Source organism: Streptomyces sp. NPDC002513, assembly GCF_053595355.1.
The window spans coordinates 193,160-214,877 of sequence record NZ_JBSFXK010000004.1; the positions used below are offsets into that span (position 1 = coordinate 193,160).

19 protein-coding genes are annotated in these 21,718 nt (G+C 74.5%); 10 read left to right on the forward strand and 9 right to left on the reverse strand.

Annotation, left to right across the window (positions count from 1 at the left end):
- Positions 1-95: 95 nt before the first annotated feature.
- Together ACWD5Q_RS04945 and ACWD5Q_RS04950 are read right to left on the reverse strand one after the other, a co-directional pair.
- Complete coding sequence (locus tag ACWD5Q_RS04945; protein ID WP_451425593.1) at positions 96-3,215, reverse strand: sacsin N-terminal ATP-binding-like domain-containing protein; 3,120 nt, start codon at positions 3,213-3,215, stop codon at positions 96-98.
- A 285-nt stretch (positions 3,216-3,500) separates the two neighbouring features.
- Complete coding sequence (locus ACWD5Q_RS04950) at positions 3,501-4,427, reverse strand: DUF3027 domain-containing protein (RefSeq protein WP_451425594.1); 927 nt, start codon at positions 4,425-4,427, stop codon at positions 3,501-3,503.
- Positions 4,428-4,917: 490 nt separating this feature from the next.
- On the opposite strand from ACWD5Q_RS04950, the gene ACWD5Q_RS04955 reads away from it, so the two are divergent.
- From ACWD5Q_RS04955 to ACWD5Q_RS04970, 4 genes are all read left to right on the forward strand, one after another.
- Complete coding sequence (locus tag ACWD5Q_RS04955; RefSeq protein ID WP_451425595.1) at positions 4,918-6,336, forward strand: MFS transporter; 1,419 nt, start codon at positions 4,918-4,920, stop codon at positions 6,334-6,336.
- Positions 6,337-6,407: 71 nt separating this feature from the next.
- Complete coding sequence (locus tag ACWD5Q_RS04960) at positions 6,408-6,869, forward strand: DUF2771 domain-containing protein (protein WP_451425596.1); 462 nt, start codon at positions 6,408-6,410, stop codon at positions 6,867-6,869.
- 47 nt (positions 6,870-6,916) lie between these two features.
- On the forward strand, positions 6,917-7,615 hold the full coding sequence (locus ACWD5Q_RS04965; RefSeq protein WP_451425597.1) for a futalosine hydrolase: 699 nt from the start codon (positions 6,917-6,919) through the stop codon (positions 7,613-7,615).
- Positions 7,599-8,459 carry a 1,4-dihydroxy-6-naphthoate synthase gene (locus ACWD5Q_RS04970; protein WP_451425598.1) on the forward strand — a complete coding sequence of 287 codons (861 nt, stop codon included), beginning with the start codon at positions 7,599-7,601 and terminating at the stop codon, positions 8,457-8,459. Before ACWD5Q_RS04965 ends, ACWD5Q_RS04970 begins: the two co-directional genes overlap by 17 nt.
- Before the next feature lie 33 nt (positions 8,460-8,492).
- On the opposite strand, the gene ACWD5Q_RS04975 is transcribed toward ACWD5Q_RS04970, so the two are convergent.
- Positions 8,493-8,876: a cold-shock protein gene (locus tag ACWD5Q_RS04975; protein WP_451425599.1), complete on the reverse strand. Its 384-nt coding sequence runs from the start codon at positions 8,874-8,876 to the stop codon at positions 8,493-8,495.
- Positions 8,877-9,155: 279 nt separating this feature from the next.
- On the opposite strand from ACWD5Q_RS04975, the gene ACWD5Q_RS04980 reads away from it, so the two are divergent.
- The gene (locus ACWD5Q_RS04980) at positions 9,156-9,407 is read left to right on the forward strand and encodes a hypothetical protein (protein WP_451425600.1); all 252 of its coding nucleotides are present in this window, start codon (positions 9,156-9,158) and stop codon (positions 9,405-9,407) included.
- Between the two features lie 13 nt (positions 9,408-9,420).
- Here the strand turns inward: ACWD5Q_RS04980 and ACWD5Q_RS04985 are convergent, their stop codons facing one another.
- Positions 9,421-10,038 (reverse strand): HAD family hydrolase, encoded by a 618-nt coding sequence (locus ACWD5Q_RS04985; protein ID WP_451425601.1) that lies wholly within the window; start codon positions 10,036-10,038, stop codon positions 9,421-9,423.
- Positions 10,039-10,101: 63 nt separating this feature from the next.
- Positions 10,102-11,124: a hypothetical protein gene (locus ACWD5Q_RS04990; RefSeq protein ID WP_451425602.1), complete on the reverse strand. Its 1,023-nt coding sequence runs from the start codon at positions 11,122-11,124 to the stop codon at positions 10,102-10,104.
- A 151-nt stretch (positions 11,125-11,275) separates the two neighbouring features.
- Here ACWD5Q_RS04990 and ACWD5Q_RS04995 point away from each other — a divergent pair, with 151 nt between their 5' ends.
- Positions 11,276-13,900: a helicase-associated domain-containing protein gene (locus tag ACWD5Q_RS04995; RefSeq protein ID WP_451425603.1), complete on the forward strand. Its 2,625-nt coding sequence runs from the start codon at positions 11,276-11,278 to the stop codon at positions 13,898-13,900.
- Between the two features lie 54 nt (positions 13,901-13,954).
- Positions 13,955-15,598: a DNA repair helicase XPB gene (locus ACWD5Q_RS05000; RefSeq protein WP_451425604.1), complete on the forward strand. Its 1,644-nt coding sequence runs from the start codon at positions 13,955-13,957 to the stop codon at positions 15,596-15,598.
- A 160-nt stretch (positions 15,599-15,758) separates the two neighbouring features.
- Here the strand turns inward: ACWD5Q_RS05000 and ACWD5Q_RS05005 are convergent, their stop codons facing one another.
- On the reverse strand, positions 15,759-15,950 hold the full coding sequence (locus tag ACWD5Q_RS05005) for a hypothetical protein (RefSeq protein ID WP_451425605.1): 192 nt from the start codon (positions 15,948-15,950) through the stop codon (positions 15,759-15,761).
- A 367-nt stretch (positions 15,951-16,317) separates the two neighbouring features.
- Here ACWD5Q_RS05005 and ACWD5Q_RS05010 point away from each other — a divergent pair, with 367 nt between their 5' ends.
- Positions 16,318-18,393 carry a HelD family protein gene (locus ACWD5Q_RS05010; protein WP_451425606.1) on the forward strand — a complete coding sequence of 692 codons (2,076 nt, stop codon included), beginning with the start codon at positions 16,318-16,320 and terminating at the stop codon, positions 18,391-18,393.
- Positions 18,394-18,395: 2 nt separating this feature from the next.
- On the opposite strand, the gene ACWD5Q_RS05015 is transcribed toward ACWD5Q_RS05010, so the two are convergent.
- Entirely contained in the window at positions 18,396-19,085 is a 690-nt protein-coding gene (locus tag ACWD5Q_RS05015) for a copper homeostasis protein CutC (RefSeq protein WP_451425607.1), read from the reverse strand.
- A 200-nt stretch (positions 19,086-19,285) separates the two neighbouring features.
- Here ACWD5Q_RS05015 and ACWD5Q_RS05020 point away from each other — a divergent pair, with 200 nt between their 5' ends.
- Positions 19,286-19,948 carry an HD domain-containing protein gene (locus ACWD5Q_RS05020; protein ID WP_451425608.1) on the forward strand — a complete coding sequence of 221 codons (663 nt, stop codon included), beginning with the start codon at positions 19,286-19,288 and terminating at the stop codon, positions 19,946-19,948.
- A gap of 9 nt (positions 19,949-19,957) precedes the next feature.
- Positions 19,958-21,025, forward strand: a complete 1,068-nt coding sequence (locus ACWD5Q_RS05025; RefSeq protein WP_451425609.1) for a GNAT family N-acetyltransferase — start codon at positions 19,958-19,960, stop codon at positions 21,023-21,025.
- On the opposite strand, the gene ACWD5Q_RS05030 is transcribed toward ACWD5Q_RS05025, so the two are convergent.
- Together ACWD5Q_RS05030 and ACWD5Q_RS05035 are read right to left on the reverse strand one after the other, a co-directional pair.
- Positions 21,014-21,304 (reverse strand): DUF4031 domain-containing protein, encoded by a 291-nt coding sequence (locus tag ACWD5Q_RS05030; RefSeq protein ID WP_451425610.1) that lies wholly within the window; start codon positions 21,302-21,304, stop codon positions 21,014-21,016. The two genes, ACWD5Q_RS05025 and ACWD5Q_RS05030, sit on opposite strands and share 12 nt — an antisense overlap.
- Positions 21,301-21,684, reverse strand: coding sequence for a hypothetical protein (locus ACWD5Q_RS05035; RefSeq protein WP_451425611.1), 384 nt, complete (start codon positions 21,682-21,684; stop codon positions 21,301-21,303). Before ACWD5Q_RS05035 ends, ACWD5Q_RS05030 begins: the two co-directional genes overlap by 4 nt.
- Positions 21,685-21,718: the final 34 nt, after the last annotated feature.

The window sequence follows — 21,718 nt, forward strand, 5'->3', positions numbered from 1 at the left end:
GTCACCGCATGTCGATTACGGTCCCGTCCCCGCCGTACGGCCGCGGAGCGGGCCCGTACGGCCGCGGGGCGGGCCCGTACGGCCGCGGGGCGGGCTCAGTCGAACCAGCGGTCCCGTGCCAGCTCCTCCGTGCGCGACGGGTCCTCCAGCAGCGCGGCGACCTCGAAGCGGCGCGGCCACTGGCCCGTCGCCCAGGCGAGACCCGCGGCGACACCCTCCAGGGTGGCGGCGTGCAGCACGCCGTCCGAGGTCAGCCGCCAGTCGATCTCCACACCGTCGACGACGAGTTCCTCGTGCTCGACGTACGACGCCGGGGTGGACGGTCCGAGCAGGACCCGCACCGGCTCCGGGATGTCGTGCTCGGCGCCCTCGGAGGTCACCTCGCCGGTCACCGACTCGCTCAGCCGCCGCACCTGGAACAGCTCGGCGAGATCGGCGGCCCGCGTCGGGCGCACCGGCAGCAGCGGGACGCCCTCGGTGAAGGGCAGCAGATCGGGCGAGTCGACGACCATCGCCTCGGCGGCGTCCACGACGGTCACCCGGCCGTCGACCACCACGCGCAGCTCGTCCGGCAGGGTCACCTGCTCCGGGTCGAGGTCGGCCAGGGCTGTGTAGAGGGCGTGCAACCGGGCGGCGGAGACGGGCCGCTCGGGGTCGGCGAGCCGGTCGAGCAGTTCGGCGCCGCCGCCCGGCTCGTCGAGCAGGGCGGCCAGGGTCGTCCGTACGCCGAGCGCCCGCAGCACCTGCTCGTCGTCGAACCCGGTGGCGTCGGCCTCGTCGTACAGCCCGTGCAGCAGCGGGTCGCCGCCCGCGGCGCGCAGGCCCGCGGGGCGGCGCCCGCCGAGGACCGGATGCCCGCGCAGCCACCAGGCCGTGTACGGCCGTACGACCTCGTGGGTGCCGTCAGGTAGCAGGATGCGCACCGACTGGGTGAGCGCGTCCCGCAGCGGGGGCTCGGACAGCAGGGCCAGGGCCTGCGGCCAGCGGTCGTCGTCGACGAGGTCGAGGTCGCGCACGGCGACGATCTCGGTCGCCACCGGCGGCACGGGCGTGTCCGGCAGCCTGTCCAGGACGTCCTCGCACCACACGTCGACGGCGTCGAGCAGCCCGACGTCGTCCGGCTCGGCGAAGTCCGTGTCGCGGGGCTCCAGTTCATCGGGGTCCAGGACCACGTCGGTGGCGCGGACGAGGGCGAAGTTCGCGAGCACCCCGCAGGCGGTCAGCGGCTGTTCGCCCCAGCGCTCGGCCAGCTCCGCGTCGACCAGCGCGAGTTCCTCCACGCGCATCACGCTCGCGAAGGGGCTGCCGGGGAGCACGAGCTCTCCGGCGGGCGCGAGTTCACCGTCCTCGTCGGGCAGGGCGAGGGCGCCGAGCCAGGGCTCGTCACCGGGGTCGAGCGCGGCCTCCCGGACCAGGGCGAGCACGGTGTCGGCCAGTTCCTCGGCGTCCAGGCCCTCCTCGTCCCAGCCGGCCATTTCGTCGTCGAGGGAGGCGGCGACGGCGGCCCGCACCTGCGGGGTGGTGAGCACGGCACGCGGGGTGGCCGGCAGGGCGCCCAGCTTCTCCAGGAGCGGATGGGCGGCCTCCGGGTGGGCGACCTTCAGGCCCAGCCGGGCCAGGGCCTCGGGCGTCACCGGCGGCCCGTCGAGGGTCGGCAGCAGCACCTGGCGGGGTCCGATGGTCGTACGCCCGTCAGCAAGCGGCACGGGCAGCCCGGTCAGCCGGTCCGGATCGACCCCGGCCAGGCTGTCGTACAGCCGCCACCACCAGTCGGGCTCCTTCTCCAGGCCCGCCAGCCGGTCGACCGCCTCGGTCAGCGGGACCCGGGCGACGCCCAGCGTCCGCAACTCGGCACGGCGCTCCAGGCCCGCGGGCAGCAGGCTGGGCAGCACCTCGGCGAGGACCCGCACGGTCTGGGCGCCGGCTCCCTCGACGATCTCGGCGTCCCGCGGCCGCAGTGCCTCGGGCAGTTCGGAGTCCTCGCCGACGTCGTGGGCGGGCGGCAGGAACGCGGTGCGCGGCAGCCGGTCCAGAACGGCCCGGCGCAGCGCGCCGTCCAGCTCGCCCTTGCCCAGCGGACCGGGCACCAGGTCGATGACGCCGGCGGTCACCGGGCGCCAGCCGGCGAGGAGTTCGGCGTAGGCGTCGGCCGCGCGCTCCACCAGGAAGTCGGTGAGCGGGCCGGGCGCGGCGTGGCGGCGGGTGGTGTCCAGCGGGAAGGAGGCGATGAGCAGCGCGGGCACGCCGAGCGCCTCGTCGCTGGGCGTGGGGGCGTGCACGACCGGTGCGGTCCGGGGCCGGGCCGGGGTGCCGTCGTCGGCGACGGGGACGGCCCACGTGACGGACCAGTGAGGACGCAGCCGCTCCTCGACCGGGCGGTCGGCGAGGAGGTCCGGGGTGAGCGGGCCGTGCCGGAAGCCGGTGCGCCAGCGGGTGGTGCCGTCGCGGGAGTCCTCGATCACGGTGTCGGCGCCGTCGGCGCGCCGGCGCAGGGTCCGCAGCTCCTGGTCGCCGATCTCGACGACGACTTCCTCCAGGCCGGGCAGGGCGAGCAGGAGGGCGTCGTCGACGGTGTGCAGCAGCCGCTCGGCCAGGTCGGCGGCGGCCGCGTCGCGCAACGGGAGGATGACGACGGTGTCGTACGGGCCGGGGGCGCTGCCCTCGGCGGCGAACGGCAGCCGCAGCAGCGGCACATGGCCGTCGCGGCGGCGGATCTCGTCCCCGAGGCCCGGGCCGTGCAGGGCGGTCTCGGCGGCCAGTTCCCGGGCCTCGGCCAGGGACCAGCGGACCCCGCCGTGCCGGCCGACGACGGCGGGCTCGTCACTGACGGCGAGGACGGCCGCGAAGCCGACGCCGTAGCGTCCGACGGCCTGCTCATGGGTGTCGCGCTTGGCGGAGGCGCGGAGGGTGGACAGCGACTCGACGCCGGCCGCGTCCAGGGGGGCACCGGTGTTGGCGGCGACGAGCACGCCGTCGCGCAGGGTGAGCCGCAGCCGGCCGGGGGCCTTCGCCCTGGCCGCGGCGTCGGCGGCGTTCTGTGCGAGTTCGACGACCAGGCGGTCGCGGTACCCGCCGAGTACCAGGTCCTCCTCGGCGTTGGCGTCCTCGCGGAACCGGGCCGGGCTTGTGGCCCAGGCGTCCAGCACCCCGCGCCGCAGCCGGGCCGTTCCGAACGGGTCCGCGCCTTCGGCTGCCGGCTGCACGAATACGCTCACGCTTTCACTCTCCCTCTCGCGGCGTGCCCGTGCCTGCCGCGGGACGAAAGTACCGCCTGCCGGACCGGCCGCTCCCGGAGGTCGCGCTCCCGGGCTCCCGCCGAGGACTGTACGGCCGTGTCCGCGGTGACCGGACGGGCCGTCCGTGGCCTGGACGGGGGCGCCGGCGGGGGCGTGACAGGGCCGTGCGCCGGCGCGAGGGGGCCGCGGCAGGGCCGTACGGCAGCACGCGGGACCGCGACCGGGCCGCCGGCGAGGCCGCGAGGAGGCTTCGAGGAGGTGTTCCTACGAGTGGCCCAGCTCGGCTGTCGCCTCGTCGGCCACCGCCGGTACCGAACCCGAGTCCGGAGAGGGACGCAGCGGGAACGCCTCCACCCTCGTCTCGTCGACCACCGGCGGGGGCGGCTGCGGAGTCTTCGGCATGACCGCCGCCTCCGAGTGGCCGCCACAGCCGTAGGCGAGGGAGACCACATGGCCGTCGGCCGGGGAGAACTCGTTCGCGCACACCCCGAAGGCCTGTCCGAGCGAGCCGCCGATCGCCGCCAGGAAGCCGCAGCTGACACAGGAGGCCGGCGCCGCCAGCGCCATCGGCGTCTTCGGGCCGAACGCCTCCTCCCAGCGGTCGGCGGCGACATGCAGTCCGTAGCGGGACAGGACCCGGGCGCGGCGCAGGCCCAGTTCCTCCGCGACCGCCGCGATCGAGCCGCGCGAGGGCGCCAGCGGCAGGTTCGCGGGAACGCCCGCGGTCACCTCCACGTCCTCCGCCTCGACCAGCTCCGCCATCTCCCCGGAGACCGGGGCGTTCGGCGGCGGCTCCTCCTCGCCCGAGTAGCCGGGCTCCAGGCGCAGGTCGTCGGCGGCCGTCGGCAGCAGGTCGCCCGGACCCATGTCCCCGGGGCGCAGCCGCTCGCTCCACGGCACCCACTCCGGCGCGAGCAACGCGTCGGAACCGGGCAGCAGCACCGTCTCGTCAACCGTGACGATCTTCGCTCGGGACGCCCGGGCGACCGTCACCGCCCAGCGCCAGCCCCGGTACCCCAGCTCCTTGCACTCGAAGAAGTGGGTGACAACGCGGTCGCCCTCGGCCACCAATCCGACGTGCTCCCCGACGACGCCGGGCGCGGCGACCTCCTCGGCGGCAGCACGGGCGAGGTCGACGGCCTCGGCACACAGACGGTCGGGGGTACGGCTTCGCGTTGTCGCTGCGCTCACAGGTATCGCTTCTCTCCTACGCCGTCTCACGGGTGCGCCTTTCCCGGCTGGGGGTGCGGACGGAGCGGACCGGCGGACCGCGTCGACGTCCGCGCCCGATCGCGCTCGGGCGCACCTACCCCATCCATTCTGCGGGATGGATGAGAGGCGCGCGGCCGAGAACAATCGCCAGGGCGCGCTACGCACGCTACCCTCTCCGCGCCCCGGGGCCCACACCGAGTGGCTGTGCTTTCCCGGACGCGGGCCCTTCGCGGACCGAACCGGTGCGCCGCGGCGGGGTTTCCCGGCCCGTCCGGCGCGACCAGCGCGACCGGCGTGACCGCTTCCGGCCCGTCCGGCATATCCGGGACCGGCGTGTCCGGCCTGTCCGGCGTGTCCGGCCTGTCCGGCGCGTACGGCGCGACCGGCGCACCGGCCCGCGCGGGACACAGCGGGCCCCATCCGCGCGGTAACCGCACTACCCCCGGCCTTCTCGGGGCACTATGACGGGGTGGCAGCCGCGAGGTCGTCCCACGATGCCGCCGGGGTGGGCGGGGCCGAGGGGCGCAGCGAGGGTGGCGGTTCGGGCCGGTTCGGCGGGTCCGTCCGCGCGGTCGGCCGTGCCCTGCGCCTCCCCTTCACCGGCGCCGCGCGCGGCATCCGCAAGGTGACCCACGCGCACGGCGCCGGTGAGTCCGGCCTCGGCAAACTGATCGAACTGCACGCCGTGAACGGCGCCGGCGACGTCATGGTCACCGTCGCCCTCGCCTCCACCGTCTTCTTCTCCGTGCCGACCGACGAGGCCCGCGGGCGCGTCGCCCTCTACCTCGCGATCACCATGGCACCGTTCACGGTCCTCGCGCCCGTGATCGGCCCGCTCCTCGACCGGCTGCCGCACGGCCGCAGGGCCGCGATGGCCGCCGCGATGCTCACCCGGGCCCTGCTCGCGCTGATCATCTCCGGAGCGGTCGCCAGCGGAAGCCTGGAGCTGTACCCGGCCGCGCTCGGCGTCCTCGTGGCCTCCAGGGCGTACGGCGTGGTCCGCAGCGCCGTGGTGCCCCGGCTGCTGCCGCACGGCTTCTCCCTGGTGAAGGCCAACTCCCGGGTGACCCTCGGCGGCCTTCTCGCCACCGGCGTGGCCGCTCCCGTGGCCGCGGGCCTGCACACCATCGGCCCGGCCTGGCCGCTGTACGGGGCCTTCGTGATCTTCGTAGCGGGGACGTTTCTGTCGTTCTCGCTGCCCCCGAAGGTCGACTCCGCCAAGGGCGAGGACATCGCGCTGCTCGCCGCCGACGCCGCCCACCTGCACGGGCCGCGCCGCCGGGCGACCGGGCGCCGCCCCGGGCTGCGCACGGTCGGCCCAGCCGTCACCCACGCCCTGGCCGCCAACGCCTCCCTGCGCTGCCTGTCCGGCTTCCTGATCTTCTTCCTCGCCTTCCTGCTGCGCGAACACCCGCTCGCCGGGGAGAGCGCCGCGGTGTCGCTCGGCATCGTGGGCGCCGCGGCGGGTACCGGCAACGCGCTGGGCACGGCCGTCGGCTCCTGGCTGAAATCCCGCGCACCGGAAGTGATCATCGTGACGGTCGTGGCGCTCGTGCTGGGCGCGGCGATCACCGCGGCGGTCTTCTTCGGCGCGTTCCTGGTGGCGTGCCTGGCGGCGGTCGCCGGGTTCGCGCAGGCGCTCGCCAAGCTGTCGCTGGACGCGCTGATCCAGCGGGACGTGCCGGAACTGGTGCGCACCTCGGCGTTCGCGCGCTCGGAGACGCTGCTGCAGATGGCCTGGGTGCTGGGGGGCGCGATCGGCATCGTGCTGCCGCTGAACGGGGTGCTGGGGCTCGCGGTGGGCGCCGCGCTCGTCGCGGCGGGCTGGCTGACGACCGTACGGGGCCTGCTCGCCTCGGCCCGCCGCGGCACCCGCGCGGGCACCTGATCGCACGAGTGCGCGGCACGTCGCGCACCCCACGTGGGGAGGGGACTGGACGTGCCCGATAGCCTTCGGCCATGACCGCACTGCGTTCCCGTCGCGCCGTAGCCGCTCTCGGCGCCGTTTCCGCCGGACTTCTCCTGCTGTCCGCCTGCAACAAGCCGACGCCGCTGGCGACCGTCACGGTCGGCACGGACTCGGTGAACTCCCAGACCGAGTGCTACAACGACGGCAAGGAAGTCGCGGCCGCGGATCTGGCGAAGTGCCTGCAGTCGAAGGACATCAAGACGATCAGCGTCGACCCCGATGCGACGGTCCGCTTCGGCGTGGACCCGGCCATCGCGGACAACGGCTGGACGATCCTCATGAACGGTCAGCCGCTGACCGACTCCAGCAAGAAGACCTACCGCACGATCCCGGGCAGCGTGTTCTTCAACGCGCAGTACGGCGCGAGCGGCAACACCACGACCGTCTCCGTCAAGGAGGGCGAGAACAAGGTGACGGGTCTGTGGACCTTCAAGCTCAAGAAGGAATCCTGACCACGTCGTCCGTCGAGACGTCCCCCGCTCGCGGGGGAGGCATCCTCGTGGCCACCGCGGTCCCGGCCGAACGGGACGCGGTGGCCGGGGCGTTCCCGGGGCCGGCCGCCGGGGTTCCGCTGCCTGCGGGCACCCTGCACCGGACCGGGCCCTTCGACCTCCTCGCCGTCGGGGTCGGCCCCGCCCTCGCCGCCGCCTCCACCGCCGCCGCGCTGACCGCCGCCGCCCTCAGGGGCGCCCCTTACGCCCTCGTGGTCAGCGCCGGCATCGCGGGCGGCTTCGCACCGCACGCCCCCCTCGGCGCACTCGTCGTCGCCGACGACATCGTGGCCGCCGACCTCGGTGCCGAGACTCCGGACGGCTTCCTCCCGGTCACCGACCTCGGCTTCGGGACCGTCAGCCACCGGCCGCCCGCATCACTCGTACGAGACCTCGCGGCCGCCTCCGGCGCGCTGACCGGCACCGTCCTCACCGTCTCGACCGTCACCGGCAGCACCCGGCGCTCCGCCGAGCTGCGCGCCCGGCATCCGTATGCGCTCGCCGAGGCGATGGAGGGGTTCGGCGTCGCGGAGGCTGCCGCCGCGCACGGCACACCCGTCGTGGAGATCCGGGCCGTCTCCAACCCCGTCGGCCCCCGCGACCGCGCCGCCTGGCGCGTCGGCGACGCCCTCGCGGCCCTCACCGAGGGCTTCGGGAAGCTCGCGCCCGCACTCGAGAGGTGGACACAGCATGACCGCACCCGGTGAGCCCCAGCCCCTGAGGATCGCCTACTCCCCCTGCCCGAACGACACCTTCGTCTTCGAGGCATGGGCTCATGGCCGTGTCCCCGGCGCACCGGAGCTCGACGTCACCTTCGCCGACATCGACATCACCAACGGCATGGCCGAGCGCGGCGAGTCCGACGTGCTGAAGGTGTCGTACGCCGTGCTGCCGTACGTCCTGGACGAGTACGCGCTGCTGCCGTGCGGCGGCGCGCTGGGCCGGGGCTGCGGGCCGCTGGTGCTCACCCGGGAGCCGGGGGCCCCGCTCACCGGCCGGACCGTCGCCGTGCCGAGCGAGACGTCGACGGCCTACCTGCTCTTCCGCCTGTGGGCCGCGGACACCGTGCCGGGCGGGGTCGGCGAGATCGTCGTCATGCCGTTCCACGAGATCATGCCGGCCGTGCGGGACGGGAAGGTCGACGCGGGGCTCGTGATCCACGAGGCCCGGTTCACCTACCGGAACTACGGGTTGCACAAGCTCGCCGACATGGGCGCGCACTGGGAGGCCACGACCGGCCTGCCGATCCCGCTGGGAGCGATCATCGCCCGGCGCTCACTGGGCGAGGCCACGCTGAAGCTGCTCGCCGAGTCCGCGCGGGCCTCCGTACGGGCGGCCTGGGACGACCCCGAGGCCTCCCGTGCGTACGTCATGGAGCACGCGCAGGAGATGGACCCGGCGGTGGCGGACGCCCATATCGGGCTGTACGTCAACGAGTTCACCGCGGACCTGGGCGAGGACGGCTACGCCGCGGTCCGGGGCCTGCTCACCCGCGCGGCGGCCGAGGGGCTGCTGCCGCCCCTCGGCCCTGACGCGCTCGCGTTCCCCTGACGGAGGTCCCGTCCCGGACCGGCGTGCGCGCGGTCAGACGTCCAACTGGTCGGCGACCGCGCGCAGCAGGCCCGCGATCTTCTTGCCGGAGGCCTTCTCGGGGTAGCGGCCCTTCTCCAGCATCGGGGTGATGTTCTCCAGGAGCGTCGTCAGGTCCTGGACGATGGACGCCAGTTCGTCCGGCTTCTTGCGCTGGGCCGCCGCGACCGAGGGAGCCGGCTCCAAAAGGGTGACGGACAGCGCCTGGTCGCCACGCTGACCGGCGACCACTCCGAACTCCACGCGCTGTCCCGGCTTCAGGGAATCGACTCCGGCGGGGAGAACCGAGGAGTGGACGAAGACGTCGCCGCCGTCGTCGCGGGAGAGAAAGCCGAAGCCCTTCTCACTGTTGAACCACTTGACCTTGCCCGTCGGCATCAGCCTGAACCTCGTCCTCGGTGTGTCGGAGCCGGACGGCTCGTCGGAAAGCGCGCGGAGACCGGGTGTACCCGGCTGAACCGCTTCACCTCGCCGGTGGGCACATCCGTACTCGTACTCGTACTCGTCGGAAACTGCGTCTGCAAAGTATTTCGGGAAACCACTCTGGAGAGCACCGCGGCGGGTCGCCCGGACCCGCCGGTACCAAGGCTAGTGGTCCGGGGGCCGGTGACAAGACGCCGCCGAGTCGTTCCTCGCGACGGGAACTACCCTGGTCCAGTGCGTGACGAAACCCAAGCGAATTCCGCCGCGGCCGGCGACCGGCTGATCCGTGCCGGTGCGATCGTCTTCTTCGTCGGAGCGGTGGCCACTTTGGTCACCGTGGCCCCGTTCCTGCTCGGGACGAAGCCCTTCCCGACGTTCATGTTCGGTCTGAGCATGCTCATGGGCGTCGGCTTCCTGATGGCCGGCGCAGGCCTCCTGCGGTCGATCGCGGAGGGCCGCAGACGGGCCCGCGGGGCACGCTCCTGACCGGCCGGCGCGCCTACCGGGGCTCGTACGCCGTCAGCCAGGAGGGGAACTCGGTCAGGTCCGCGAGCACGACGTCGGCGCCCGCCGCCCGCAGCTCCTCGGCGGGGCAGGGGCCGGTGGCCACGGCGACGGAGTACGCGTCGGCCGTACGGGCACCCCGCACGTCCCCCACGTGGTCGCCGACGTAGACACCCGCGCCGTGCTCCAGGAGCGCCTCCGCCTTCTGCTCCGCCCACAGGTCGCCGATCACCTCGTCGGGCTCGATCCCGAGGTGCTCCAGGTGCAGCTTGGCATTGGGCTCGTACTTGGCGGTGACGACGATCGCGCGCCCGCCGGCCGCCCGCACGGCCTCGATCGCCTCGCGGGCGCCGGGCAGGGCGGGCGTCGCGGTGATCGCGATGGCCGGATACATCGCGCGGTAGAGATCGGCCATCGCCTCGATCCGCTCCGCCGGGAACCAGTTGACCAGTTCGTCCACCAGCGGGGGGCCGAGCCGGGTGACGGCGAGGTCGGCATCGATGTACGTTCCCGTGCGGGCCGACAGCGCCCGATAGCAGGCGTGGATACCGGGCCGGGAGTCGATCAGCGTCATGTCGAGGTCGAAGCCGACGGTGAGGGCGCGAGACGTCATGGGGGCCATTGTCCCAGCGCCGCCGTTGCGCACCGGCGGCGGCTCCGCGGGCCGGCCGCCGCCTCACTTCTGCCGCTGTGACCGCCACACCAGATACAGGGCCGAGGCGACGGCCGCTCCGCGCACCACCCAGGGCCAGGTCTGGGCGAGGGCGTCGTTCATGTGCCCCTGGGCGATCGGATCGCCCCAGCGTCCGCTGGTGCGGCCCCAGAGCCAGACGATCCCCGAGGCCGCGGCCAGGCCGGGCAGGCCCATGACCGCCCACTTGGACTCCGCGGGGGTCAGCCGGCGCGACACCCAGGCGATCAGCCAGCCGAGGCCCAGGGCGAGCCAGCTCCCGAGCACGGCCCCGGCGAGCAGGAGTCCGGCCGCCAGGAGCAGCAGCGGGTTGCTCCGGGCCGTGAGAAGGGGCGGCAGCCGGCGGCGCCTGCCGGTGCTCTCCCCGACGGGGGCGGCCTCGACGGCGGGCTCCTTCGCCTTCGTTCCGTCGGCGGCCGGTTCCTTCGCGGTGCCCGGTTTCGACGGGCCGCCCGGCCGGGGCGGCGGCTTCAGCAGTTCGGGGATCTCCACCCCGCCCGTGAACCCGGGGACGGAGTCGCCGAGCGCGAACCCGCCGCCGGAGGTGCCGGCCACCCGCCACCAGTCGGACAGGGCGGCGCTGTCGCCCAGTTCGTCCGGGCCGGCCAGATGGGGCGGCGAAGGGGCGTTGCGGGAGGGACCCGGGGGGCCGGGCTCGGCGCGGCGGGGGCGGGGCACGACACGGCGCAGGCCCCTGGGGCGGTCGAGGTCCTCGACGCCGTTCGTCCGCTGTGTGGGGACGGTCACGGAACGGCTCGGAGCGGCGCCGCCGCCCGCGGTGTCCTCGGACGCGGCGGTCACGACCTCGTCGGGGGTACCCAGCCGTGCGAGGATGCGCCGGACGGCGGCCGGGCTGTCCACCGGGGCTTTCGCCCGCCGCCGGTCGATCTCCTCGCGCAGCCCGGACACGAGCCGCATGCGCGCGGCCGACGGCAGCTGGTGCTGCTGGGCCACGTCTCCGACCCGGCTCAGATAGTCGAAGACAAGCTGGTCGCTCTCGATCCCCACGAAGCCCCTCCGGGTGGGCCGCTGTCCGTATGTACCGTATCCCGGCGGATGCTTCCCGGAAGCCGTGCCCGGGACTCCTGTCGGCCTCCCCGGCCTCCTCCTCGGGCGCCGGACGGGCCATGAGCGGGCGTCACCCGCTACGGTTGACCGGATGACCCCCGAGGAGCGCTCACGCAAGGAAGCCGCGGGCACCGGCGCCGCCGCACCCCGCTCACTGGCCGAATCCCTGCGTGCGCGGGACGACGCCTCCCTGTCCGCTCTCCTGCGCGCCCGCCCGGATCTCATCACCCCCGTCCCCACCGACCTCACCCAGCTCGCCACCCGCGCCGCGACCCGCGCGAGCGTCGTCCGGGCGCTGGAGCGCCTCGACCGGTTCGCCCTGCAGACGGCGGAGGCCCTGGCCGTGGCCCCGGACCCGGCGTCGTACGACGAACTGCTGGGGCTGATGGCCTCGGACGGCGGCGCGGAGGCCGACCCCGTCGTCGCCGAGGCCCTCCCGCGCGCCCTCGCCACCCTCCGCGAGCAGGCCCTCGCCTGGGGCCCCGACGACCGCCTGCGGCTGGTGCGTACGGCCCGGGAGCTGCTCGCCCCGTCCCCGCAGCACCCCTCGCCCACCGGTCTCGGCCCCACCGCCGCCGAGGCCGCCTCCGGCATGTCCCCGGGCCGGATCCAGGAGATCGTGACCGCCACCGGGCTGCCCAGCACCCATGACGCGGTGTCCGCGGTGGCCTCCCTGACCGCTCTGTTCACCGACCGCGCCCGGATGGCCGCGCTCCTCGCCGGTGCCCCCGCCGAGTCCCTGGAGGTGCTGACGCGGCTGGTGTGGGGACCGCCGTACGGCCAGGTCACCGCCACTCCGGCGGCGCGGCTGCGCTGGCTGCTGGACCGGGGACTGCTGCTGCCGACCGCCCCCGGGACCGTCGTCCTCCCCCGCGAGGTGGCGCTGCACCTGCGGTCCGGGCGCGCGCACCGGCACACCGAGCCGCTGCCGCCCGCCCTCGCCGTCGCCGCCGCCCACCGTCCGCAGCTCGTGGACGCGACGGCGGCCGGTCAGGCCTACAGCGCGCTCGCCACCGTCGAGGAGCTGCTGAAGGACTGGGACGAGGGCGGGCCGGCGGTGCTGCGCGCGGGCGGCCTGAGCGTGCGGGACCTGAAGCGGACGGCGGTGGCGCTCGACGTGTCCGAGCCCGTGGCCGCCTTCTGGGTCGAACTCGCCTACGCGGCGGGGCTGCTGGCCTCCGACGGCGAGGCCGACGAGCGGTACGCGGCGACCCCGGCGTACGACGAGTGGCGGGAGTTGCCCGCCGCCGAGCGGTGGAGCCGGCTGGCCGCGGCCTGGCTGGCGGCGACCCGCACCCCGGGCCTGGTCGGCGGCCGGGACGCGAAGGACCGCACGCTGTCCGCGCTCGGCCCCGGGCTGGACCGCTCGCCCGCCCCCGAGGTGCGCCACCGGGTGCTGACGCTGCTCGCCGGTCTGCCGGAGGGCGCCGCGGCCACCCCCGACTCGGTCCTCGCCCGGCTCCGCTGGGAACGCCCGCTGCGCGGCGCGCAGCCCGCGGCGGAGGACCTGCGCGGGCGCCTCGCCGAGTGGACGCTGTCCGAGGCGGAGCTGCTGGGCGTCACGGGCCGTGGCGCGCTGTCCGTCCACGGGCGCGCCCTGCTCGGCGAGGCCTACGAGAACGGCGGGGCCGCTGAGGCCGGCGGGGCCGGTGAGGGCACTGAGCACGCGCCGGGCGCCGAGCCGGCCGGCCCCGGCGACAAGCTGCCGGTGCACCACCGGCACCACCGCCCCGCGCTCCGCGAGCCCCTCACGGCGGCCGAGCGGGCGGCGGCCGCCGCCCGCGCCGCGCGGCTGCTCGCCCCGCTGCTGCCCGAGCCCCTGGACCATGTGCTGCTCCAGGCGGATCTGACGGCGGTGGCCCCGGGCCCGCTTCAGCGACCGCTGGCCGACGTGCTCGGGGTGCTCGCGGACGTCGAGTCGAAGGGCGGCGCGACGGTCTACCGCTTCACGCCCGCCTCCGTGCGCCGCGCCCTGGACGCGGGGCGCAGCGCGAGCGATCTGCACGCGTTCCTCGCCACGCACTCCCGCACCCCGGTCCCGCAGCCGCTCGCCTATCTGATCGACGACGTGGCGCGCAGGCACGGGCATCTGCGCGTCGGGGCGGCCTCGGCGTATGTGCGCTGCGACGACGACAACATGCTGAACGAGATCCTCGCCGACAAGCGCTCCGCCTCGCTGCGCCTGCGCCGGCTGGCCCCGACGGTCCTCGCCGCGGGGGCCGACCCGGCGACGCTGCTGGAGGGGCTGCGCGCCATGGGCTTCGCCCCGGCCGCGGAGTCCGCGGAGGGCGATGTGCTGATCACCCGGGCCCATGCCCACCGCACCCCGCCCCGTACCGCGCCGGAGCCGGTCCCGGAGGGGCCGCCGACGCCCGACGCGACGCTGCTGACGGCGGCCCTGCGCGCCATCCGGGCCGGGGACCTCGCCTCGACGGCGCCGCGCAAACCCGGCCCGGCCCCGGCCGCCGCCGACGGCGACCTGCCGCGCACCACCTCCGCCGAGACCCTCGCCACCATGCAGGCCGCCGTCCTCACCGGTACCGCCGTGTGGATCGGCTATGTCAACGCCGAGGGGACCGCCTCCCAGCGCGTCATCGCCCCCCTGCGGGTGGAGGGCGGTTTCGTGACGGCGTACGACCACACGGCGGACGAGGTCCGCACCTATCCGCTGCACCGGGTCACGGGAGTGGCCGAGCTGGCGGACGACCAGCCGTGATCACCCCCCGATGAGGCACACTGGACGTTTGGCCACACGGAAAGGGTGCCGCGCGTGAATGGTCCGCTCATCGTTCAGTCCGATAAGACCCTGCTTCTCGAAGTCGATCACGAGCAGGCCGACGACTGCCGTCGCGCCATCGCACCGTTCGCCGAACTGGAGCGGGCGCCCGAGCACATCCACACCTACCGGGTGACCCCGCTCGGGCTGTGGAACGCCCGGGCCGCCGGGCACGACGCCGAGCAGGTCGTGGACGCGCTCGTGCAGTACAGCCGGTATCCCGTGCCGCACGCGCTGCTCGTCGACATCGCCGAGACCATGGACCGGTACGGGCGGCTGACCCTCACCAAGCACCCGGCCCACGGCCTGGTCCTGACGAGCACCGACCGGCCCGTCCTGGAGGAGGTGCTGCGGTCCAAGCGCATCGCTCCGCTGGTCGGGACCCGGATCGACCAGGACACCGTCGCCGTGCATCCGTCCGAGCGCGGGCAGATCAAGCAGGTGCTGCTCAAGCTGGGCTGGCCCGCCGAGGACCTCGCGGGGTACGTCGACGGCGAGGCGCACCCCATCGAGCTGGCCGAGGACGGATGGGCGCTGCGGCCGTACCAGAAGCAGGCCGTGGAGAACTTCTGGCACGGCGGCAGCGGAGTCGTCGTACTGCCCTGCGGCGCCGGCAAGACCCTGGTCGGCGCCGGGTCCATGGCGCAGGCCAAGGCCACCACCCTGATCCTGGTCACCAACACCGTCTCCGCCCGGCAGTGGAAGCACGAGCTGGTGAAGCGGACCTCGCTCACCGAGGACGAGATCGGCGAGTACTCCGGTGCGAGGAAGGAGATCCGGCCGGTCACCATCGCCACGTACCAGGTGCTCACCACCAAGCGGAAGGGTGTCTACCCGCACCTGGAGCTGTTCGACTCGCGCGACTGGGGGCTCATCGTCTACGACGAGGTGCATCTGCTGCCCGCGCCCGTCTTCAAGTTCACGGCCGACCTCCAGGCGCGCCGGCGGCTCGGGCTGACCGCGACGCTGGTGCGCGAGGACGGCCGCGAGTCGGACGTGTTCTCCCTCATCGGGCCCAAGCGGTTCGACTCGCCCTGGAAGGAGATCGAGGCCCAGGGCTATATCGCCCCCGCCGACTGCGTCGAGGTGCGGGTGAACCTCACCGACGCCGAGCGCCTCGCGTACGCCACCGCGGAGACCGAGGAGAAGTACCGCTTCTGCGCGACCACCGACACCAAGCGCAAGGTGACCGAGGCGCTGGTGCGGCGCTTCGCGGGGCAGCAGATCCTGGTCATCGGCCAGTACATCGACCAACTGGACGAGCTGGGCGAGCACCTGGGCGCGCCCGTCATCAAGGGCGAGACCTCCAACGCGCAGCGGGAGAAGCTCTTCGACGCCTTCCGCGAGGGCGAGATCAACGTGCTCGTCGTCTCCAAGGTCGCGAACTTCTCCATCGACCTGCCGGAGGCGACCGTCGCCATCCAGGTGTCGGGGACGTTCGGGTCGCGGCAGGAGGAGGCCCAGCGGCTGGGGCGGGTACTGCGGCCGAAGGCGGACGGGCACCAGGCGCACTTCTACTCGGTGGTCGCCCGCGACACCATCGACCAGGACTTCGCCGCCCACCGCCAGCGCTTCCTGGCGGAGCAGGGTTATGCGTACCGGATCATGGACGCGGACGAACTGCTGGCCGAGAACTGAGGGTCAAGGGCTTCGAGACTTCAGGGCTTCAACGGCTCAGACAGAGACGAAGACACAGAGAGTGGCCAAAGAGTCACGGTCCGCCAGGGAACGGGTCGAGGCCCTCGCCTCCGGGCGGTGGAGCCCGGCCGTGGCGGGTGGAGCGCCCGGTGAGCCGCCGTCACCGGCGGCTGCGGACGCCCGCTTCTTCCCCGTACTCGCCGAGGACGACCACGTCGATCGCGGCGCCCAGGAACACCTTGGCGGCGCGCAGGGCGTCCCCGAGGCGGTGACGGTGCTGCTTCTTCCCGTCGAGGGCGGTCGCACCGGGCGGCGGGCCGTGTCGGGCGGGGGTGAAGGTTGCTGCGCTCATGTCTCCATGGTGGAACCGCCGGCCCCGGATGGCGTCGGTCCAAGGACGTAATCTGCGCGGCTTTCGCGTACCCCTTGCGGCGGCCCGGTGTCGTACTCCGGAGGGACCCCTCCCCTTAGGGGTGCCGGGCGGGCGGCCCTGGGGTGCCGGGCGGGCATGGCCCCGGGGGTGACGGGCGGGTGCGCCCCGGGGCGCCGCGAAATCCGTTGGCCGCCGCGGGCGCCGTCACCTAAAATCTCCTCCCTTGCCCGCCTCCCTTCACGGAGAGCCGTCGTCCGGACGGAAACCGGACGGCACCACCGCCGCCCGTCGACGGCACCACCGCCCCCGTCCCCGCGACGAGCCACCGCCCCGGAGGCAGCTTTCCGTGTCCACCCCGTCAACCCCCGCCCCCCGCTCCGGCTCCGGCTCCCCGGACGCCGACCCCCTCTCCCGCGAACGCTCCCACCTCGCCGCCTCCCGGGCCGCGCTGCGCGCGATGCGCGAGGACGTGGAGAACCTCGACATCAGCGATGTCACCGCGAACTGGGTCAACGCCGAGGTGCTCGCCCGCCAGATCGACGAGCGCATCAAGGCCCTCGCCGACCTCAGCCACACCCCGCTGTTCTTCGGCCGCCTCGACTATCTCCACACACCCGGAGCCGATCAGGCGGAGGGTGCGCAGAGCGAACGGTTCTACATCGGGCGCCGCCATGTGCACGACGCCGACGGCGACCCGATGGTGATCGACTGGCGCGCGCCCGTCTCCCAGCCGTTCTACCGGGCCTCGAAGAAGGACCCGATGGACATCGGGCTGCGCCGCCGCTTCGGCTACACCGGCGGCGACCTCACCGCGTACGAGGACGAGCACCTGTCCGACCCCGCCGAGGCCGCCACCACCAGCAAACTGCTCCAGCAGGAGATCGAGCGCCCGCGCGTCGGCCCGATGCGCGACATCGTGGCCACCATCCAGCCCGAGCAGGACGAGATCGTGCGGTCCGGGCTGTCGGGAACGGTCTGTGTGCAGGGCGGCCCCGGCACCGGAAAGACGGCCGTCGGCCTGCACCGGGTCGCCTACCTCCTGTACGCGCACCGCGAGCGTCTCGCCCGCACCGGCACCCTCGTCATCGGGCCGAACGCGTCCTTCCTGCACTACATCGAGCAGGTGCTGCCCGCGCTCGGCGAGCTGGAGGTGCGGCAGGCGACGGTCGACGACCTCGTCGCGCGGGTCGAGGTGCACGGGACGGACACCGCGGCGGCGGCCGTCGTCAAGGGCGACGCCCGGATGGCCCAGGTGCTGCGGCGGGCCGTCCGCGCGCATGTGACGCTGCCGGCCGAGCCCGTCGTGGTGGTGCGCGGCTCCCGGCGCTGGCGCGTGCCCGCGTACGAACTGGAGGAGATCGTCCGGGAGTTGCTGGACCGGGACATCCGCTACGGCGCCGCCCGCGAGGCCCTGCCGCAGCGGATCGCGCACGCCGTGCTGGTCCAGATGGAGCGGGCCGGGGAGGCACCGGACGACCGCGTGCAGGACGCCGTGGCCCGCAACACCGCCGTGAAGGCGGCGGTCAAGGCGATCTGGCCGCCGGTCGACCCGGCCAAGCTGGTCCTGCGGCTGCTCACGGACGCCGGCTTCCTCGCCGAGCACGCGGAGGGACTGCTCGACGAGGACGAGCGCAAGGAGATCCTCTGGACGAGGCCGGTGCGGTCCGTCAAGTCCGCCCGGTGGTCACCCGCGGACGCCGTCCTGATCGACGAAGCCTCCGACCTGGTCCAGCGCACCCACTCGCTCGGGCACGTCGTGCTCGACGAGGCGCAGGACCTCTCCCCGATGCAGTACCGGGCGGTCGGCCGGCGCTGCACCACCGGTTCGGCGACCGTGCTCGGCGATCTCGCGCAAGGCACCACGCCCTGGGCGACGCGCAGTTGGGAGGAGGCGCTCGCCCACCTGGGCAAGCCGGACGCGGTGATCGAGGAGCTGACGGCCGGTTTCCGCGTGCCGACGGACGTGATCGCCTACGCCTCCCGGCTGCTGCCGCACATCGCGCCGGGGCTCACGCCCGTGGCGTCGGTGCGTGAGAACCCGGGGTCCTTCGAGGTGCGCCCGGTCGCGGAGGCAGCCGACGTGGTGGCCGCGTGCGCGCAGTCGCTGCGGCACGAGGGCTCGATCGGCCTGATCGCGGCCGACGCCCGGATCCCCGTACTGGCCGAGGCGCTCACCGCCGCGGGCGTCGGCTACCTCGGCCCCGGCGAGGAGACGACCCGGGAGATCCGGCTGGCCCTGGTCCCGGCGTCCCTCGCGAAGGGTCTGGAGTACGACTACGTGGTCCTCGACGAGCCACAGGCGGTCGTCGACGGCGAACCGGACGAACGGACGGGCCTGCGCCGCCTGTACGTGGCCCTCACCCGCGCCGTCTCGGGCCTGACCGTGACCCACGCGGCCCCGCTGCCGCCCCAGCTCGGCTGACGTCAGCCGTCGAGGGCCGAACGCCACTCCCGTACCGCCCGCGCGGAGACCGGTGCGGTCCAGCCGGCCGGGCGGGCCGCGCCGCCGATGTGGAAGGCGTCCACGCCGGCGGCACGCAGCGGCGGGACGTGGTGGAGGCAGAGGCCGCCGCCGACCATGAGCCGCTGGGTGTAGCCGGGCTCGCCGCGCCGGGCGGCCTCGGTGAGGAGGGTGGGCAGGCCGTCGTCCACGCCGTCGGCCGAGCCGGCGGTGAGGTAGGTGTCCAGGCCCGGCAGATCGGCGAGCTGCTTGCGCAGGGCGTCCCGGTCGGCGGCGCGGTCGATCGCGCGGTGGAAGGTCCAGCGGCAGCCGTCCAGCTCCGCGAGCAGCCGTTCCACCGTGTCGAGGTCGGGCCCGCCGTCCTCGCCGAGGAACCCGAGCACGAACTCGTCGGCACCGGCCGCGCGCAGCTCGCGCGCGGCGCGGACGAGCGCCCCGCCGTCACCGGCCGCGAACCCGTCCTGCTTCCGGAGCATCACGCGCAGCGGGATGTCGACGGCGGCACGGATCCCGGCGAAGGCCGCGACCGGCGGGGTGAGCCCGTCGGCGGCGATGTCGGTGACCAGCTCGAGGCGGTCCGCGCCTCCGGCCTGGGCGGCGACCGCGTCCTCGGGTCCGAGGGCGATCACCTCCAGGACTGCACGCGTGCTCATAGGACCCCTTCCGTTGGTGTTCCCCTGGAGCGGCTACAGGTCTAGTCCAATCCAAGCGTACGACGACGGGCCGCCGACAGGGAGACGGCACGAACCGAGCCCGGCCTTCTCGCGTCGACCGCCCTCTCCCGCACAGACCGGCGTCCAGCCGCCCTGGGACAACGGTCGAACGGCCGGAGCACGACAGGGACAATGGCTGCATGGCCGATCTCGAAGCCCTGCGCGAACGCTGGACCCAGGCCCTGGAGGAAGTCCGGGGACCGGCCGGCGGGCCCGATCCCGCCCCGTACGCCGAGAACCTGCTCGCCCGCTGGCAGGAGCCGCAGCGCCACTACCACACGCTCGCGCATCTGACCGCGGTCCTCGACCACATCGACGTCCTCCAGGAGTACGCGGACGATCCGGACCTGGTGCGGCTGGCCGCCTGGTTCCACGACGCCGTCTATCTGCCCGACCGCTCCGAGAACGAGGAGCGCTCCGCCCGGCTCGCCGAGCGCGCCTTGTCCGAGGCAGGAGTCGCCGGGGACCGGACGGCCGAGGTCGCCCGGCTGGTCCGGCTCACCCTCACGCACGACCCGGCCGACGACGACCGCGACGGCCAGGTTCTGTGCGACGCCGACCTCGCGGTCCTGGCCTCGCCCCCGTCCGCGTACGCCGCCTACACCGCCGCCGTCCGCGAGGAGTACGGCTTCGTGCCCGGCGACGCCTTCCGTGCGGGCCGCTCCGCGATCCTGCGCGAACTCCTCGCCCTGCCCCGGCTGTTCCGCACCCCGTACGGGCAGGCCCGGTGGGAGGCGACGGCCCGCTACAACGTCGGCTCCGAACTGGACATGCTGTCGACCCCGGGACCGGCGGTCTCCTAGCCTGCCCGTATGAGGAACATGGGCGGGGAACAGGTGGAAGAGGCCGTGGCGAGCTGCACGGGCCTGCTGCGGACGGCGACGGACCGGGACTGGGAGGGGGTGAAGGCCGGGCGGCTGGAGTGGAGCTGCCGCCGGACCGCGGAGCACATCGCGAGCGATCTCCTCGCCTACGCGGGGCAGTTGGCGGGAGCGCCGCAGGACGCGTACGTGCCCTTCGCCCTCACCCTCGACGAGGGCACCGACGAGTCGGGCGTGCTGGAGGTGATCGAGGCGACCGGCGCCCTGCTCTCGGCGGCCGTCCGCACCACCCCGCGCGCGGTGCGCGCCTTCCACCCGTTCCCCTTCCGCAGCGCGAACCGTGAGGGCTTCGCCGCGATGGGCGTCGCCGAAGTCCTGCTGCACACGCACGACATCGCCGAGGGCCTGGGGCTCGGGTACGAGCCGCCCGCCGGGCTGTGCGAGGACGTGCTGACCCGGATCTTCCCGCAGGTCCGGCCCGGACCGGCGCCCTGGCCCACCCTGTTGTGGGCCACCGGGCGAGGTGACCTGCCCGGCCGCGCCCCGGTCACGGAGTGGCGCTGGCACAACACCCCGGTGGTCCCGGCGGAACGCCTGACCCTGGAGGGCGTCACACCCGCGGCGGCGCGTGATCTGCTCCTGGGCGGGGACGGGGGGTTCGAGTGGATCGAGGGCGGGCCCTTCCAGGGCACGCGGGACGCCGCCGGGATGGTGGTGACCGCGTACGAGAACGGGGTGTACCGGCCGGAGTGGGGCCTGTACGTCCTCGTACGGACCAAGGACGGCCGCGCGGTCGGCGGCATGGGCTTCCACGGCGCGCCGGGCGAGGAGGGACGCGCGGAGGTCGGCTACGACCTGGCCGAGGCCGCCCGCGGCCACGGCTACGCGACCGAGGCCCTGCGCGCCCTGGCGGCGCGGACACTGGCCCGGGAGGACGTCCGCACCCTGTGCGCGGTCGTGGACGGGGACAACCTCGCCTCGCACGGGGTGGTCTCGCGCGCCGGGTTCCGCCGGGTGGGCACGGCCGGCACGCGGGTGACGTACGAGCTACGAGGCTGACCGGCGCGCCGCGGTGGGGGCCCGGCCCTTGCGCAGGCGCAGACCGGAGGCGAGCAGCAGGCGCACCACCTCCCGGCTGTCCACCTCCACCGCTCCCGCCCGGACGGCGTCCCGGTACCGGTGGGAGGCCAGGTCGTAGTGGTCGCGGTCGAAGGCCCGGCGTGGCACGTCCAGCAGCTCGGCGAACCGGTGCAGTTCGTCGTAGGAGACGTCGCTGATCAGGTGGGACCACAGCCGGCCGTGGCCCGGCCAGGTGGGCGGGTCGATATAGACCGTCACGAGGAGGACATCCCGCCCGTGGCCGCCCCGAGGGACCCCACCGCCGCGACCTTCACGCCCGCCTTCGCGCACACCCAGTGCGGATCGGCGCCGAGTTCGGGCTCGACGTCGAGGGCGTGCGGGTCGCCGGAGCCGCAGACGGGGCACAACGGCCAGCGTCCGTACCGCTCCAGGAGGGCGTCCTGGACGTCCTGGGCGACCAGCCCGGCCACGTAGTCCGCGCCCTGCGGCCACTGCTCGACCCACCATCGCCGCTGGGCGACGGAGTCTTCGACGAGCGAGACGACATCCGCCTCGGCGACCTCACCCGCGACCAGGTCGGCAAGCACCAGGGCTCGGGCCGCGTGCAGGGCCTGCTCCAGGGGAATGATGGGATCCATGCCCCTATTGTGCGCACCTCTTGACCGGACCTCC

Excerpts from the sequence above, each read along its gene's own strand:
- ACWD5Q_RS04995 (WP_451425603.1), top strand. The coding sequence starts at position 11,276 with ATGACCCCCGAGGAGCGCTCACGCAAGGAAGCCGCGGGCACCGGCGCC.
- ACWD5Q_RS04970 (WP_451425598.1), top strand. The coding sequence starts at position 7,599 with ATGACCGCACCCGGTGAGCCCCAGCCCCTGAGGATCGCCTACTCCCCC.
- ACWD5Q_RS05025 (WP_451425609.1), top strand. The coding sequence starts at position 19,958 with ATGAGGAACATGGGCGGGGAACAGGTGGAAGAGGCCGTGGCGAGCTGC.
- ACWD5Q_RS04985 (WP_451425601.1), bottom strand. The coding sequence starts at position 10,038 with ATGACGTCTCGCGCCCTCACCGTCGGCTTCGACCTCGACATGACGCTG.
- ACWD5Q_RS05035 (WP_451425611.1), bottom strand. The coding sequence starts at position 21,684 with ATGGATCCCATCATTCCCCTGGAGCAGGCCCTGCACGCGGCCCGAGCC.
- ACWD5Q_RS05015 (WP_451425607.1), bottom strand. The coding sequence starts at position 19,085 with ATGAGCACGCGTGCAGTCCTGGAGGTGATCGCCCTCGGACCCGAGGAC.
- ACWD5Q_RS04975 (WP_451425599.1), bottom strand. The coding sequence starts at position 8,876 with ATGCCGACGGGCAAGGTCAAGTGGTTCAACAGTGAGAAGGGCTTCGGC.
- ACWD5Q_RS04960 (WP_451425596.1), top strand. The coding sequence starts at position 6,408 with ATGACCGCACTGCGTTCCCGTCGCGCCGTAGCCGCTCTCGGCGCCGTT.
- ACWD5Q_RS05005 (WP_451425605.1), bottom strand. The coding sequence starts at position 15,950 with ATGAGCGCAGCAACCTTCACCCCCGCCCGACACGGCCCGCCGCCCGGT.
- ACWD5Q_RS05020 (WP_451425608.1), top strand. The coding sequence starts at position 19,286 with ATGGCCGATCTCGAAGCCCTGCGCGAACGCTGGACCCAGGCCCTGGAG.